General features: G+C 66.2%; 11 protein-coding genes and 1 pseudogene. 9 read left to right on the top strand and 3 right to left on the bottom strand.

Translation table 11 applies throughout. From position 1 onward, the window contains the following. Positions 1-260 precede the first annotated feature (260 nt). The gene (locus tag AB0I53_RS31995; RefSeq protein ID WP_358611310.1) at positions 261-1,556 is read right to left on the bottom strand and encodes a lactate racemase domain-containing protein; all 1,296 of its coding nucleotides are present in this window, start codon (positions 1,554-1,556) and stop codon (positions 261-263) included. A 696-nt stretch (positions 1,557-2,252) separates the two neighbouring features. On the opposite strand from AB0I53_RS31995, the gene AB0I53_RS31990 reads away from it, so the two are divergent. The 6 genes from AB0I53_RS31990 to AB0I53_RS31965 all read left to right on the top strand — a co-directional run bounded on the left by AB0I53_RS31990 (position 2,253) and on the right by AB0I53_RS31965 (position 9,810). Continuing rightward, positions 2,253-3,227 (top strand): 3-oxoacyl-[acyl-carrier-protein] synthase III C-terminal domain-containing protein, encoded by a 975-nt coding sequence (locus tag AB0I53_RS31990; protein ID WP_358611307.1) that lies wholly within the window; start codon positions 2,253-2,255, stop codon positions 3,225-3,227. Further along, the gene (locus AB0I53_RS31985; RefSeq protein ID WP_358611304.1) at positions 3,224-4,522 is read left to right on the top strand and encodes an AMP-binding protein; all 1,299 of its coding nucleotides are present in this window, start codon (positions 3,224-3,226) and stop codon (positions 4,520-4,522) included. Before AB0I53_RS31990 ends, AB0I53_RS31985 begins: the two co-directional genes overlap by 4 nt. Before the next feature lie 82 nt (positions 4,523-4,604). After that, positions 4,605-5,735, top strand: a complete 1,131-nt coding sequence (locus AB0I53_RS31980) for a terpene synthase family protein (protein WP_358611301.1) — start codon at positions 4,605-4,607, stop codon at positions 5,733-5,735. An 89-nt stretch (positions 5,736-5,824) separates the two neighbouring features. Beyond that, positions 5,825-6,928 (top strand): cytochrome P450, encoded by a 1,104-nt coding sequence (locus tag AB0I53_RS31975; protein ID WP_358611298.1) that lies wholly within the window; start codon positions 5,825-5,827, stop codon positions 6,926-6,928. Between the two features lie 458 nt (positions 6,929-7,386). Further along, complete coding sequence (locus AB0I53_RS31970) at positions 7,387-8,265, top strand: cytochrome P450 (RefSeq protein WP_358498718.1); 879 nt, start codon at positions 7,387-7,389, stop codon at positions 8,263-8,265. A 282-nt stretch (positions 8,266-8,547) separates the two neighbouring features. Next, the gene (locus AB0I53_RS31965) at positions 8,548-9,810 is read left to right on the top strand and encodes a nitroreductase family protein (protein WP_358611295.1); all 1,263 of its coding nucleotides are present in this window, start codon (positions 8,548-8,550) and stop codon (positions 9,808-9,810) included. A 57-nt stretch (positions 9,811-9,867) separates the two neighbouring features. Here AB0I53_RS31965 and AB0I53_RS31960 read toward each other — a convergent pair. Together AB0I53_RS31960 and AB0I53_RS31955 are read right to left on the bottom strand one after the other, a co-directional pair. Then, a pseudogene (locus tag AB0I53_RS31960) lies at positions 9,868-10,026 on the bottom strand (helix-turn-helix domain-containing protein); the annotation flags it as partial. Next, positions 10,026-10,928: a LysR substrate-binding domain-containing protein gene (locus AB0I53_RS31955; RefSeq protein WP_358611292.1), complete on the bottom strand. Its 903-nt coding sequence runs from the start codon at positions 10,926-10,928 to the stop codon at positions 10,026-10,028. The pseudogene AB0I53_RS31960 and the gene AB0I53_RS31955, both read right to left, overlap by 1 nt. Positions 10,929-11,048: 120 nt before the next feature. On the opposite strand from AB0I53_RS31955, the gene kdgD reads away from it, so the two are divergent. The 3 genes from kdgD (at position 11,049) to AB0I53_RS31940 (ending at position 14,728) form a co-directional block, all read left to right on the top strand. Then, positions 11,049-11,975, top strand: coding sequence for a 5-dehydro-4-deoxyglucarate dehydratase (kdgD, locus tag AB0I53_RS31950; RefSeq protein ID WP_358611289.1), 927 nt, complete (start codon positions 11,049-11,051; stop codon positions 11,973-11,975). A gap of 29 nt (positions 11,976-12,004) precedes the next feature. Continuing rightward, positions 12,005-13,627 carry an aldehyde dehydrogenase (NADP(+)) gene (locus AB0I53_RS31945; protein ID WP_358611286.1) on the top strand — a complete coding sequence of 541 codons (1,623 nt, stop codon included), beginning with the start codon at positions 12,005-12,007 and terminating at the stop codon, positions 13,625-13,627. Positions 13,628-13,876: 249 nt separating this feature from the next. Beyond that, positions 13,877-14,728: an ABC transporter permease gene (locus AB0I53_RS31940; protein ID WP_358611283.1), complete on the top strand. Its 852-nt coding sequence runs from the start codon at positions 13,877-13,879 to the stop codon at positions 14,726-14,728. Positions 14,729-14,743: the final 15 nt, after the last annotated feature.

Genomic DNA, 14,743 nt, shown 5'->3' with positions numbered 1-14,743 from the left:
GGCATACATAAGTCAGGGCACCCACAGTCCAGGGAGCCTCTGTAACTCCCGCAGGGGGGCCGCCACCCGCACCGCCACGCAGAACGAGGATGGAAAACCTCAATAGGGTAGAAACGGATCTACCCGTGTGGGCGTGAACGCATTCCCTTCCAGATCTGCTGTCAGAAATCCTCGATTCCTCGCTGCACGGTCCGTGAGCGCTGCTCCGCGCCGTAGTGCTTGGCGCCGGTCTCCCCAAGGTCCCGACCCACCGCGGTCCTTCAGCGGGCGGCAGGGAGGGGCTGGAGGGTTCCCGTGGCGTCGAAGTCCCAGTCGTGCGGCTCGCCGAGCGTGACCATGTCCGGGTGGTCAGCGACCTCCTGGGCGTAGGCCTCGGAGACCTCGATGCGGGGCATCGACAGGGTGTTTCGGATGCGCACCACCTTCGCCGGTCGTTCCACGGGGCCGCGGGACATGTGCAGGGCGGCAACGATGGCGTCCCGGTCGTTGGCCAGGGCCATCGGGATCCGGGCGCTGTCGGGCAGGCCTGCGGTCAGCGAGTTGGTGTAGAACGAGCCGAACTCGATCTGGTCCACGCAGCGCTGAGTGGTCACGTCCGCCAAGCCCAGGCCACAGGCGTTGCCGTTGGTGTGCTCGGTCAGGCCCAGCACCACCAGCCGCTTGATCGGCACCGCCTTGAACTTGTCCGCGTTGACCTGGGCGCGGCCGGTGATGTTGGGGTCCATCCCGGTGCCGCTGATGTCCTTGCCGATCTCGTCGACGACCAGCACGTCGATGTCGGACATCAACAGCCTCGGCATCAGCTGCTTGGCTTCGACCAGCAGTTCCGCCTCGCGTTCCAGCAGTTTCGCGGTCGGGACCAACTCGATGCGGGCGACGTGCTCGTAGGCGTTCTCCACCACGGCCATCCCGAACTCGATCGGGACCACGCCGAGCATCGCCTCGGCCACCGCCGGGATGAGCGTGTCGAACGCAGCCATGCCGTGGGCGTGCAGGGTTGTCGCGCCGCGGTGCTTGCCCAGGCCGATGGCGAGCATCTTCGCCAGACCGCTCTCGTGCGTGCCCCGGAAGTCGGTGTGCGGCTTGACCCGGCCGAGCACGATGACGCTGTCGGCCTTGGCGGCCTCGGCGTCGAAGTGCACCGGGGTGCCGTCGTCCAGCTCGGCGACCACGACCGTCTCCATGGACGAGACGATCGGGGCGCCGATGCTCTCCTCGGTGATCCCGTACTCGGCCAGCACCTGCCGCTGGCCCTCCGCGGTGCCGCCACCGTGGCTGCCCATCGTGGGCACCACGAACGGCTTGGCGCCACAGCCGATCAACGCGTCCACCAGGGTGGCGACGATGCGATCGATCCGCGCCACTCCGCGGCTACCCGCGGTGATGGCGATCCGCTTGCCGCTGACCGGCTGGTTGCGGTCGTGCTCGGCGACCTGGCAGCGGATCGCGGCTTCGAGGTCCTCGACCGCGTCGGCGGCGAACCGCTGCTCGATCGGGATCATCCTGGGGAGTTCGATGTCGGCTCCGGCCAACCGGACCTTCTCGACGTTGAACATGCGTCCCATCCTTACTAATCAGTCACGGCCCGCATCGTGTTCTTAGAACCCGCCGGTGGTTGCGCTGCTTGGGCGGGTGCAAGCGGTTGGCGCCGCTTCACAAGGCGTGGACGGCATTCGCCGACAGACTCACAGTCACCCGGTGATTCCTCTTCCTGGCAAGTCAGCCCGGCCAACCGGCCATATCCGGGCGATCCACTTAATTGATCAGGCATTCCCTTGGCCGGCATCACTCGGATCACCTCACCTGCACCCTGCAACGCATCGCCGCCGACCGCACCAGAATCCCGCCCACAGGGCTGCCGGGACCAGCCCGGACCGACTTCGACGATCTCGCCTGCCCGAATGGACACGTATCGGGTGTCCATAAGGGCACGGTCATAACTGAACGGTATCGCCCTTGTCGGCAAAAGAGTCAGAATTCGCCACGAAATTTGTGATCAACAACATTTGGTCCGGTTGGCGGCAGAATTAATACCCAGACGCAACACCCAGGGTAGACCGATTTCCGCAGGCCGAAAACGGAGCATGTGACCGGACGCGGAGGCCGAGGAGCACCTAAAAACAATTCTCTGGATGCCGCCAGACCTTCCTGGCGGTCCCGTTGCTTGCACGCGAATCGGCGATCAATGGCACCCATTTTCTCTGAACAATACTTGCGCGAAGCGGCGTGATCCGCAACGAAAGAAGAACACCATGCTCTGGAACGACATATTCGTCAGCGGCACCGGCCGGTACCTGCCGCCCCGCGCCAGCGCCACCGACCTCGTTGGTGACGGCACGATCGACCGCCAAGCACTCGAGATGTCCGACTTCGAGTCCTTTACCGCCTCGCACGGGTTCACCGCTGCAGAGATGGCCGCGAGCGCAGCGACCGACGCCCTCCGCCGCTCCGGGCACCAGGGTGCCGACATCGCCACGGTGATCCACGCCGCCTTCGATGACCAGGAGCACTACGCGCCCGCCTGTTACGTACAGCGGGTTGTGGGTGCCTCCCGGGCGCTTGCGGTCGAGACGGGCGCGGGCAGCTGCGGTGGCGCTGCGGGACTCGTGCTGGCCGCCTCGCACCTCGCCGCCGATCCCTCCGCCACCTCCGCGCTGGTGACGGCGGCGGGCCGGTTCGTCGCGCCGCGCTGGCCGAGGTGGCTGCCCGGGCTGGGGCACTTCCTGTCCGATGGCGCCGCTGCCGCCGTGCTGAGCCGGGGAGCCGGGCGGGCCCGGCTGGTCGCCACCTCCTGCACTGCGGTGCCCGAACTCGAAGACCTGGCCACGCCCACCGTCCCCGCGGAAGACGGAAGCCGCATGATGACACAGGCGGAGACTGTCGGCGTCCTGCCCCACGTCGGCACTCTCCAGACAGCCGCCCGCACCGCGGTCGAGCAGGTCCTCCAGGAAGCCGGCGTGTCGCTCGACAAGGTTTCCCGGTTCGCGGTCACCGGATTGGGGTTGGCGCAGCTGACCGTTCTCCTCCTCGAGCCCCTGGGCATACCCAGCGACCGGACCAGTTGGCCGCTGCACCGGACACTGGGCCATGTCGGCCCGTGCGACCAGCTCCTCGGCCTGGACCACTTCCTCCGGGAAGAGCCCCTCGAGCCTTCGGACACCGTCCTCGTGATCGGGATCGGTGCCGGCTTCCGCTTCATCTGCGCGCTCCTGGAGATCACGGAATGACGGACGTCTTCGCCGACGAACGGGGACACGTGATGCTGGAACCGGATCTCACCGAACTGGTCGACTTCGCCCGCCGCAATTCTCCCTATTACCGGGACCTGTACGCCGGTGTTGCCGCCGACGGACCGATCCGGGCGGAGGACTTGCCGATCGTCGACCACATCGGCTTCTGGAAGGCCAACACGGTGCAGGACAACCGGGTGCTGACGGCTGGCCACAATGACGGTGTCGTGTTCAAAACCGGTGGGACAACGAACAGCCCCAAACTGACCGTGTACACCAGGGCGGAACTGCACGCCATGGCCCGGCTGCAGGGCGACGGGTACGCGGCGGCGGGACTGAGGACCGGTGACCGGGTTGCCAACCTCTTTTACGCCGGGGAGTTGTACGCCAGTTTCCTGTTCAACGTCCTGTGCCTGCAGGAGACGTGCGTCCCCGTGGTGCACCTGCCGATCGCGGGAAGCCCGTCGCCTGAGGTCATGGCGGACCTGATCATCGAGCAGGAGGCGACCGTGCTGCTGGCCACGCCCACCACGGTAAGCCAGGTCGCGTCGCGGCTGACCGCGCGAGGTGACTCGGCGCCCGCGGTCCACCTCTTCCTCTTCGGTGGGGAGGCGTTCTACGAGGATCAGCGCCGACTGATCACCGACGCGTTCCCCAACGCCGTTGTCCGCTCGCTGGGGTACGCGTCCGTGGACGCGGGGGTGCTGGCCGCGCCCGTCCAGGACGAGCCGGACGCGCGCGTGCATCGCGTCCACCGGCTCCACAAACTGGTGGAGATCGTCGACGACGAAACCGGTGATCCGATCAGGGAACCAGGCCGCCCCGGCAGGCTGCCCGCCACGGACCTCGTCCGGCGGCTGATGCCGCTCATCCGGTATCCGGTCGGTGACCGCGCCGCGTGGGTTGACTACAACGATCGCCGGTTCCGCGTGCTGGGCCGTTCTGACGACGGAGCCAGGGTCGGTCCGGTCACCGTCTACCTGGAGGACCTGCGTGTGGTGATCGAGGAACTGGCCGGCGATCAGCCCATCGCGGGATTCCAGGCGGTGCAACGTCGACGGGACTCCAAGGACGAACTCGTGCTGCGGATCGGTGGACAGGTCGACGATCCGCAGCCGCTTGCCGAGGCGATATCCGCGCGGTTCGACGAGTTGCGCCCGATGTTCGGCGAACACGTGCGCGCCGGGCTGATCAACCCTCTGGTGGTCGAGTTCGTCCCGGCCGACATGATCAAGGTGAACCGCCGCAGCGGCAAGATCGTCCGGCTGCTCGACGAGCGCGTGGCTCCATAGGACGAGGCCCTGGACGGGCAGTTTCCTGCTCCTCGGCGAAGAAAAACTCGCCACGGTGAAAATGAATAAGACAAGGAAAAAAATGGCCAGGACGACCCTCTTCGACTGCGGCGAGGACCAGTACTACCTTCCCGACCTCAAGACACGGATTCCCCTGCGGCAGCACTCAGACGTTGCGCGCACCCTGGGCGAGACTAGGGCATGGATCAAAGGGTTCCCGGAAATCCGGAATTGGGCCCCTTTCTGTGCGCCGCGAGGGGATATCGACTTGTGGCTGGCGCAGGGCTTCGCAGATGTGTGGATTTCTCACCAATTCACGCGCGGAAACGTAGATACATTCAGAATCATCTGTGACCTGGGCGGCTGGATGGTGATGACCGACGATGTTCACAGCGCGCCAGGGCCGTTCCGGGACGCCGATGAGGCCACGCGTAATCGGGCATTGGACCGGGCCATTGAAATCCTGAACGGAGACGGGCAGGAGTTCGACAGGAACCAGCCATCGTCCGACACAGCCGATGTGCTTGTCCTGGGACGCTGCCTGTCAGACGTCTGGTACCGCCTGTGCCGTTTGGCACCGCCCTCGATCCGCGCGCGCATCGCCCGTGCACTGCAAGGGACCATGGAATCTTGGAAGGCCGAGGCGTCTGACAGGGGCAGCGGCAGATGTCTGACTCTGGATGAGTTTCTCGAGCGCAGGGATGTCTACGTAGGGATCGACGTCGACTTCCCCGTCCTTGAGTTCATGCTGGGAATAGATCTCCACAGTGAACTCGAAGCCCACGCCGATGCCTTCTCCAAAATATGGCGAATCCTTCGCCGATATACCTCCCTCGTGAATGACTTGTACTCCTTCCGGAAGGAGTACATGGCAGGCAAGGATCTCACCAACTCCATCGCGGCGCAGTGCAACATGGGGCATGTGGGGATCAGTGACGCGGTCCGCAAGGTAGTGGGTCTGGCGGAATCGGCAGAAGAAGAGTTCATCGCCTGCCGCGAACAGTTCATCGCAACACATCCGGAGCTCACGAGTGGCCTGCTGCGCTACCTGGAGTGCCTGGGAGACATCGCGTCCGGAACCGCTTTCTATACGCGATGCTCCCCGCGGTACCACGGCGTTGACCACGACTGGTCAGAGATCGGTGGTGGCCTGGTCACCATTGACACGGAACGCACGATCATCCATCCGTGGGTGGAAGAGGCCACCCGATGAACACCGAGCATGTACTGCGTTACCCGTTCGAGCCACCCCCCGCGCTCGCAGTCCCACCCCAGTACGCGTCGCTGCGATCCACGCAGCCCGTGGTCGAGGTGCAGATGCCTTACGGAGGAAGGGGATGGCTGGTCACCCGCTATGAGGACGCGAAACTGGTCTTCTGTGATCCCCGGTTCAGTCGTGCGGCCGCCGCAGGCAAAGACGTACCCCGCATGCGACCGCGGCCTGCCAAAGAGACCTCGATCATGGCTATGGACCCGCCCGAGCACACTCGGCTGAGGCGACTGATCGCCCCCAGTCTCACCAAGCGACGTACCGAGCAACTCCGCCCGTATACGAAGAAAATCGCTCAAGAACTCGTAGCCGCCATGGTGGCCAACGGCCCGCCCTGCGACATCGTCGCAGACTTCGCTGTCCCCCTCCCCATCAACGTCCTGCTGAAACTACTCGGTGTCACCACCGAAGACACCCACCGCCTGGTAGCCGCTGCCGACGTGGTGATGACCAGCACCTCCCATACAGCCGAGGACGTAACCCGGGCGCGTCAGGACCTGGCTCAAGTCATCAATCAGCACATCGCCGCCCGCCGCGAAAACCCAACCGACGATCTCCTGGGCACGCTCGTCAGCGCGCACGAAGCCGGCGAGCGGCTCACCGACGCCGAGCTACTCGACATCACAACGGCCCTCCTGGTCGTGGGCTGGGAGACGACGACGTGCCAGATCGCCAACTTCGTCTACCTCCTCATTACCTACCCCGAGCACATGCACTGGCTTTTGGCACACCCAGAAGCCACCCCGAAAGCGGTCGAAGAACTACTGCGATACACCCCCCTCAATAACGGAGCCGATTTCGCCCGCGTCGCCACGGAAGACGTCTCGCTGGGCGGCGTGCTCATCCGCAAGGGCGACGCCGTGCTGGTCTCCATTCCGTCGGCCAACCGCGACGAAGCGGTTTTCGCCGCCCCGGAGACCCTCAAGCTCACGAGGCCAGACAACCACCATCTCGCGTTTGGCCACGGGCCACACCATTGCGTCGGTGCCAACCTGGCACGCATGGAAATCCAGGTCGCTCTCAAAACGCTCATCGAGGGCATACCGGGCCTCCAAAAGGCAGTCCCGGATCAAGAAGTGACCTGGCGCTCCGGATCGATCCTACGCGCCCCCACCTCACTACCCGTCACCTGGTAACACCACGCCCACTCTCAAGGAGCCCATATAGCACGCTGTGGCGTCATCTCCCCTATCCCATGCTGCCATGACGGAGTGAACAACCGATGCTGCAACACCCATCCGACAAGCCTCCACAATCCGAGCACAGAAACCTTTTTCCTGCAGGGTTCCCCCAGGGCCTCACACAACTCCGTGACCTCCACCAGTTGCTGTCCGAAATACGCAGCACAGGCGCTGTGAACCGGATCTCCGACAGCACCTGGTTTGTAGCCCGGTATCGAGAAACCGTACAGGCCCTCACAGACACTCGGCTCAGCAGCGACCCCTCCAAGGGCAGGTGCCCAGCCGACCCCGACCTACAGCAGCACATTTCGCGCGCCGCGTTCCCCCAGAGTCTGTTCACAACGGATCCGCCCAAGCACACTCGCCTGCGCAAGAGCGTCGCCCGCTACTTGACCCACCGCCAAGCCGAACTCATGCGCCCGTTCATCGACCACACAACGCGCTCACTGATCAGCACCGTCACGAAGCGCGGGGTGGTCGATGCCGTAGCGGAGATCGCGGAACCGATCTCCGCCTTGACTATCGGCAAACTTCTCGGCGTGCCCAAGGCCGATCTAGACAAGATCGTGCGTTGGTCCCATGATCTCTGGACCGAGCAACTGGACGATAACGCGCGCTGCGTCAGCGCCAATGGCCATAAAGCGCTGCGCGAATACACCGCCTGGCTCCTGCAGAACCCCGAACAAGCAACGACCGACGGACTAATCGGCAAACTCCTGGCCGCCGATACCAACCGACTACACGCGACCGAGATCCTGACCATGGTGATGCTGCTTCTTGTTGCAGGCCTTGATACCAGCATCAGCCTGATCTCCAGCACCCTCCTGCATCTTCTGTGTCACGCAGACCGCCGCCGACTCCTCTACCAATCTCCGGGCACGATACCCACAGCGATAGAGGAAATACTGCGCTACGAGGGCCCGGCCCTGGCCCCCGTCCACCGTGTGGCAACCGAAGAACTCACCTTGGGAGACAACACCATCAAAGAGGGCGATCAAGTCTTTCTGTGCCTGGCCAGCGCCAACCGGGACGAGCGACGCTTCACACAACCCGACACTGTCCTTATAGACAGACACCCCAACCACCACCTCGGGTTCGGCCATGGAATCCACCGGTGTCCCGGCGCCCCGCTCGCCACATTGTTGACACAGACCGTCGTGACTGCGCTGCTACACGCACCGATCAACATCGAACTTGCAGTCCACCCCCGCGAGTTGCAATGGCGTCAGGGGAAAGTGCGCTGCCTCAGGAGCCTCCCGGTGCGCTTCAAGAGCGCGACCCACAGCGGGTAGCGGACTCCGTCCGTAACTGCCTGCTGTCGTACCGATCTTGGGACAATTTGCAGAAACTGATGCCACACCCCTCGGCCTGGCGAACCTGACGATCCTCGTCCTCGGCGCGCTCGGATAACCGAAGCCACCGCAGCTCAAGCCACCCCCATCCTATTCAACTACCGCCGCAACCCGCTGCCGTTCCACGGGAAGGCGACCGCGGAAGCGCACCGGGACAACCGTCTGTGGGACTCCGTGCGCTGGTTCGGCAGGACCCACTTCCCCAGCGACTATCTCCCGGTCATGTCCGACCGGCTGGCCAACGGCGGTACCTGGCCGCAGATTTCCTACTGCGTGATGGGTCTCGGTGCGCTCGGCAGCAGGGTGATGCTCAACTTGCTGATGAACCGACGGGTGAAACCCGTCGTGACGGTGGACCTCCATGCCGCGGCCATGCCGAGAGCCGCGGCGTTGGCACACCGGGTGCGCATGCCGTTGGAACTCGCCCGAACTCTGTGGACCGTTCACCAGGTGACGCGAAAAGGCGGTTCTAGGCCCGTGCGGAGCGGGCAACGGGAGCGCGAACTGCCCCCGGAACTCGCCGCTGTCCTGGACGGCGCCCGTCTCGCTCCCTCCACGTACAACTCCCAGCCGTGGCGTTTCGAAATCGTCGACCACCACACCGTCCGGCTCGCGCGCAACGGGGAACGCTGGCCGGCAGTGCATCCGGACGAGCTGGGCTGGGCCGAGAACCTCGGATGCGCGCTGGGAGCTCTTTCTTATCTCTCGCACGGCGAGTGGGAGGCGCACGACGGTGCGCTCACGGACCAGAGCTGGTTCGCAGGCCGATTCCGCCTCGATCGCCTGCGTGATGACTTCTTGACCCGCCAGGGTGTTCTGGGGGCACGTTCGACGCACCGAGGCGACATGCTGTCGACCCCGATCGACTGCACGACCCTGAAGCAGGTCGAAAAACTGTGTGCCGACCGAAATGTCGAGCTGGAGACGATGAGCAGCTCGGAAGCCCGAAGCAGGCGCCTCGGCCGGACCGAACGCGATAAGTCCACGTTGATCTGCAACGTGGACGAACTGTGGGCGTGGGTGCGCAAGCGGGCCGATGCCGAGTTCGGCCTCAGTTCGTTCGGCACACCTCACGACCTGCTCGGAATCTCCGGTGTCGCCGGACGTCTTGCATCGGCTCTGGCGGGGCCGGCGATACCGGACGTGGTCAGACGCCGCGTGCTGGCCGGGGTCGTCGAGCACAGACGTGCCCGACAGCTGCGCAATTGCGGCGCGCTACTCGTGCTGCGCGGCCCACGTCAGAGCGTAGCTGACCGCATCAACGCGGGTGAGACGTTGATGCGACTGTGGCTTGCCCTGGTTGAGCAGGGATACGCGGCTCAACCGTTGCTGGGAGAATTCGGCGGACTCGGGATCCCTTCGACCAAAGACACCTCCGGCGACAGTGCCGTGCTGGCGGTCCTGCGTGTCGGCAAGGGAACCAGACCACCGACCACGAGAGTGGCGCGCTGTCCGCTGGCGACGTCGGTGAAGTGGGTCGAATAGCAAACTCACGCTGAACTCAGGCCCCGGTAGTCCGCGAATCAGCGACTCAACCTCGGCCGAGGTCTGCCACGGGTGCCCATGCGGCCGGTGCGAACGATCCGACAACCCGGCCAGCCCCGATTCCCGGTACCGGCGCAGCCAGGAATGCACCGATTTCCGCGACACCCCATACCGCTGGGCCACTTCGGTCACCGGATTTCCTGCCAGAACTTCCATCAGGAGAAGCCTCGGCTGGCCACGTCGATCACCAGGTCCCGGACGGCGCGCAAAGCGGGGTTGTCGTCGTTCGCCCGCCAGGCTGCGACGAGTTCGACCGGCTCGCCGTCGATCCCGACCACCGGGCGCAGCGCGACGCCGCCCAGCCCGAGCGCCTCGGCTGCTTGTGGTACGAGCGCCAAGCCGAGCCCGGCCCGCACCAGGGCCAGGATCGTGTGCACCTGGGTTAGGTGGTGAACGTACCGGGGCGCGATTCCTGCGCTGCGGAACACGCCGACCAGCACCTCGTGGAAGTAGCGGGCCTCGGTCGGCGAGTACATGACGAACGGTTGGCCGTCGAGGTCGCGCACGTGCAGCACCCGGCCCGGCGCGGCCAGCGGATGTCCGGCCGGGATCGCGGCCAGCAGGGCCTCGCGGTGCAGCGGGAGGTGCTCCAGCTCCCGACCGGAGACCGGCGGACGGACCAGGCCCAGGTCGAGCTCCCCGGACCGCAGCTCCTCCAGCTGTATTCCGGACACTCGCTCGCGCAGCACCAGGTCGACGCCCGGCAGTCGGGTGCGAATGGCGCCGACGACGGCGTCGAGCACCGAGTGCGCCGACGACGCCGTGAAACCCAGCGCCACCGTCCCGATCTCGCCCGCGGGTACCCGACGCACCGACAGCGCCGCCTGCTCGGACAGCCCGAGGATGCGCCGGGCGTCGCCCAGGAACGCCCGGCCGGCCGCGGTGAGCCGGACGGCCCGGCCGGTCCGGTCGAACAGCTCGACGTCCAGCTCGCGCTCCAACAGCTGGATCCGCCGGGACAGCGGAGGCTGGGTCATCGACAGTCGTTCCGCCGCGCGGCCGTAGTGCAGTGTCTCGGCGACGGCGACGAAGCTCTCCAGCTGGCTCAGCGTAAACACGGATTCATTATAGGTATCAGTTAATGCTGAAACAGTGTTGGACGTGCATCGTTTTGGTTCTTACGGTGGAGCCCAATCGCCGTCGCGCAGGAATGCAATTCCCCCCAGGAGGAAACGCTGATGTCCGTCTTCACCCCGACCGAGCTTGCCGAGCGCCTCGGCTCCGGGCTGCTGTCGTTCCCGGTCACCCACTTCACCCGGGACCTGGCGTTCGACGAGCCCGCCTACCGGGAGAACATCATCCGCCTCGGCAAGTACGAGGTCGCCGGCCTGTTCGCCGCTGGCGGGACGGGGGAGTTCTTCTCCCTGACCCCGAAGGAGGTCGGCAACGTCGTCCGGGCGGCCGTCGGAAGCGCGCCGGAGGGCACCCCGATCCTTGCTCCGGCCGGGCACGGCACCGCGCAGGCGGTCGAGATGGCCCGCGACGCCGAGGCGGCCGGCGCCGACGGCCTGCTGCTGTTCCCGCCCTACCTCACCGAGGCCTCCGCCGACGGCCTCGCCGCTCATGTGCGCGCGGTCTGCGAATCCACGTCGCTGGGCGTGGTGCTCTATAGCCGGGCGAACGCTGTGTACACATCGGAGACGGTGGCCGCGCTTGCTGACGCCTGCCCGAACTTGGTCGGGTTCAAGGACGGTGTCGGTGACCTGGAGGCGATCACCCGGATTCACTCGCGTCTCGGCGACCGTTTGGTGTACATCGGTGGGCTGCCGACGGCGGAGACGTTCGCGCTGCCGTACCTGGAGTTGGGTGTCACGACCTACAGCTCGGCGATCTTCAACTTCCTGCCCGAGTTCGCCCTGACCTTCTACCGCGCGGTGCGGGCAGGAGACCGAACGAAGGTGCGTCGACTGCTCGACGACGTCGTGCTGCCCTATACCGCGATTCGTGACCGCAAGGCGGGCTACGCGGTCAGCATCGTCAAGGCCGGCATGAATCTCGTCGGGCACCCGGCAGGTCCGGTCCGGCCTCCGCTGACTGACCTGGATGACGCCGAAAACGCACTGTTGGTCGACGTCGTCGAAACCTCGCGCACCGCCACCATCTGAGCGCAGCGATGAAGCTGAAGGAGACACTCGTGTCCGCTCCCCCACAGACCTGCCCGACCGGCGCCATGATGATCGGAGCCGAACCCGTCATCGGCACGGGCGAGGAAGTCCGGTCCGCCGATCCCCGTACTGGCGCGGCTCTCGGCCCCGCCTACCCGGCGGCGTCGGTCGAGCAGGTCGAGCGAGCCTGCGCGCTAGCAGCGCAGGCGTTTCCGGTGTTTCGGGCGACCACCGCCCAGCGACGTGCCGAGTTCCTCGAGTGCATCGCCGATCTGCTCGACGAGCGCCGGGAGGCACTGGTCGAGCGCGCTCACCTCGAGACCGCGCTGCCCCGTCCGCGGCTCACCGGCGAAGTCGGTCGCACCAGCGGTCAGCTGCGCCTGTTCGCCGCGGAGCTGCGGGCCGGGACCTGGCAGGGCGCCCGGATCGATCCGGCACGGCCCGGCCGCGCCCCGCTGCCACGCCCCGATATCCGGCAGCGCCGGATCGCGCTCGGCCCGGTCGCGGTGTTCGGCGCGAGCAATTTTCCGTTGGCCTTCTCCACCGCTGGGGGCGACACGGCGTCGGCGCTGGCCGCGGGGTGCCCGGTCGTTGTCAAGGCGCATCCGGCACATCTGGGTACCGCAGAGCTGGCGGCACGGGCGATCGCCGACGCAGCGGCCGAGACGGGGATGCCCGAGGGCGTGTTCTCCCAGCTCGTCGGCAGCGGGACCGAAATCGGTGCCCGGCTCGTCAGCGATCCGCGGATTCGTGCCGTGGGCTTCACCGGGTCCCGCAGCGGCGGGCTTGCGATCGCGGCCGCAGCTGCGGCGCGGCCAGTGCCGATCCCGGTGTACGCCGAGATGAGCAGCATCAATCCGGTGCTGCTGCTACCCGCAGCGCTCGGATCCCGCGGCGCCGAACTGGGCGACGCGTTCGCCGGATCCCTGACGCTCGGCGCCGGGCAGTTCTGCACCAACCCTGGCTTGGTGCTTGCCGTCGACGGACCGGGCCTCGACGCGTTCACCAGGGCCGCGGCCGACGCCGTAGCCACCAACGCCGGAGCCACCATGCTCACCACCGGTATCGCCGACCACTACGCCACCGCCGGTGACGCCCTTACCGCCCGGGACGGCGTCGATGAGCTCGCACGCGGCAGCCGACCCGGCGATGCGGCCGGGGGCTGCGCCAGGCTGCTGACCGTAGCTGGCGCCCGTTTCGTCGCCGATCCGGAGCTGCAGGCCGAGGTTTTCGGTGCGACGTCGCTGCTCGTTCGATGCGCGGACACCACCGAGTTGACCGCAGCCGTATGCGCGCTGGAAGGTCAGCTCACCGCCACCGTGCACGCAGATGAGGCCGATCATCCACTCGCCGCGAAGCTGCTACCGCTCTTGGAGGAGCGGGCCGGTCGCATCCTGTTCGATGGCTGGCCCACCGGAGTCGAGGTGGGACACGCGATGGTGCACGGCGGCCCGTTCCCGGCCACGACAGACCCGCGCAGCACCTCGGTCGGGACGCTCGCGATCGAGCGCTTCCTGCGACCCATCGCCTATCAGGACGTTCCGGCGGGTCTGTTGCCGGCCGAGGTTCGCGACGACAATCCGGTTGGCGTGTGGCGCCGACTCGACGGTGAACCCGGCCGAGACGCGCTCGCCGCCGACAGCGCCGACTGACCAGCGTCGACCATGCGTGAGGGGTTACCCCCGGCCAGATCCGGCCCTCGCCGACCATTCCCGCGACCGCCCGGTCGCAACCCTTCCAATGTTGTGAGGACCTAATGACACCGCGATCGTTCACGTCGTCACTGCCACCTCTCCCCGCCACGGGCCCCCACTGGCGTCCACATCCGCAGTCGGAAGTCGTCGATGCTCGTCCCGCGGCGCTGTCCGCGCACGGCACGCCTTTCGATGGGAGCTCCCGCCATGGCCACTCCTGAAATCCGTTCGGACCGCATGCGCCAGTCCTCACCCGAGGCCACGCTCGGTGGACAGGCAGCACCCCGGCCGAGAAGACCCAGCCGTGACTCGATCGCGGCCGGTGTGAAGGCAGTCGCGGGAATCTTCGGGCTCTTCGCCGTCTGGCAGCTGCTGGTGATCATCTTCAATCCGCCGGAATACCTGCTCGTCGGGCCGATCTCGGCCTTCGCCGAGCTGATCGAACGGCCCGGGTACTTCGCGAGCAACACCTTCGTCACGCTGCAGGAGGCGCTTGCCGGTTTTGCGCTCGGCACCGCGCTTGGGGTTCTGTGCGGCGCGGCGCTGCACTACTCGACGACCGTGCGCAGTTTCCTCTACCCCGCGCTCATCGCGATCGACACCATCCCCAAGGTCGCGCTCGCACCGCTGTTCATCGTGTGGTTCGGGTTCGGCTTCGAGTCCAAGGCGTTCGTCGCGATGGCCATCGCGTTCTTCCCGCTGGTGATCAACACCTATGACGGCCTGAGCTCGGTACCCCACGAACTGCAGGAGCTGGCGCGGATCAACAGGGCGTCGCAGTGGAAGAAGATGACGAAGATCGAGTTCATCTACGCGATCCCATCGATCTTCTCCGGAGCGAAGATCTCCATCTCGCTCGCGGTGGGTGGCGCGGTCGTCGGTGAGTTCATCGCCGGCTCGAAGGGGTTGGGGTATGTCATCCTCCTCGCCAACAGCCAGGTCGACCTCCCGTCGATGTTCGCGGCCTTCATCGTGCTCGCCGCCATCGCCCTGGCGTTGTTCTTCATCGTCGACTTCGCGGGACGAAAGCTGGTCCCGTGGAAGAACCACGCGAAGTGACCGCGGGGATCGGAG

The organism is Saccharopolyspora sp. NPDC050389, from assembly GCF_040655595.1.
Classification (GTDB): Bacteria; Actinomycetota; Actinomycetes; order Mycobacteriales; family Pseudonocardiaceae; genus Saccharopolyspora.
This window is presented reverse-complemented; position numbering and strand designations above follow the sequence as displayed.

Excerpts from the sequence above, each read along its gene's own strand:
- AB0I53_RS31965 (WP_358611295.1), top strand. The coding sequence starts at position 8,548 with ATGTCCGACCGGCTGGCCAACGGCGGTACCTGGCCGCAGATTTCCTAC.
- AB0I53_RS31940 (WP_358611283.1), top strand. The coding sequence starts at position 13,877 with ATGGCCACTCCTGAAATCCGTTCGGACCGCATGCGCCAGTCCTCACCC.
- AB0I53_RS31980 (WP_358611301.1), top strand. The coding sequence starts at position 4,605 with ATGGCCAGGACGACCCTCTTCGACTGCGGCGAGGACCAGTACTACCTT.
- AB0I53_RS31970 (WP_358498718.1), top strand. The coding sequence starts at position 7,387 with ATGCGCCCGTTCATCGACCACACAACGCGCTCACTGATCAGCACCGTC.
- AB0I53_RS31995 (WP_358611310.1), bottom strand. The coding sequence starts at position 1,556 with ATGTTCAACGTCGAGAAGGTCCGGTTGGCCGGAGCCGACATCGAACTC.
- AB0I53_RS31985 (WP_358611304.1), top strand. The coding sequence starts at position 3,224 with ATGACGGACGTCTTCGCCGACGAACGGGGACACGTGATGCTGGAACCG.
- AB0I53_RS31990 (WP_358611307.1), top strand. The coding sequence starts at position 2,253 with ATGCTCTGGAACGACATATTCGTCAGCGGCACCGGCCGGTACCTGCCG.
- kdgD (WP_358611289.1), top strand. The coding sequence starts at position 11,049 with ATGTCCGTCTTCACCCCGACCGAGCTTGCCGAGCGCCTCGGCTCCGGG.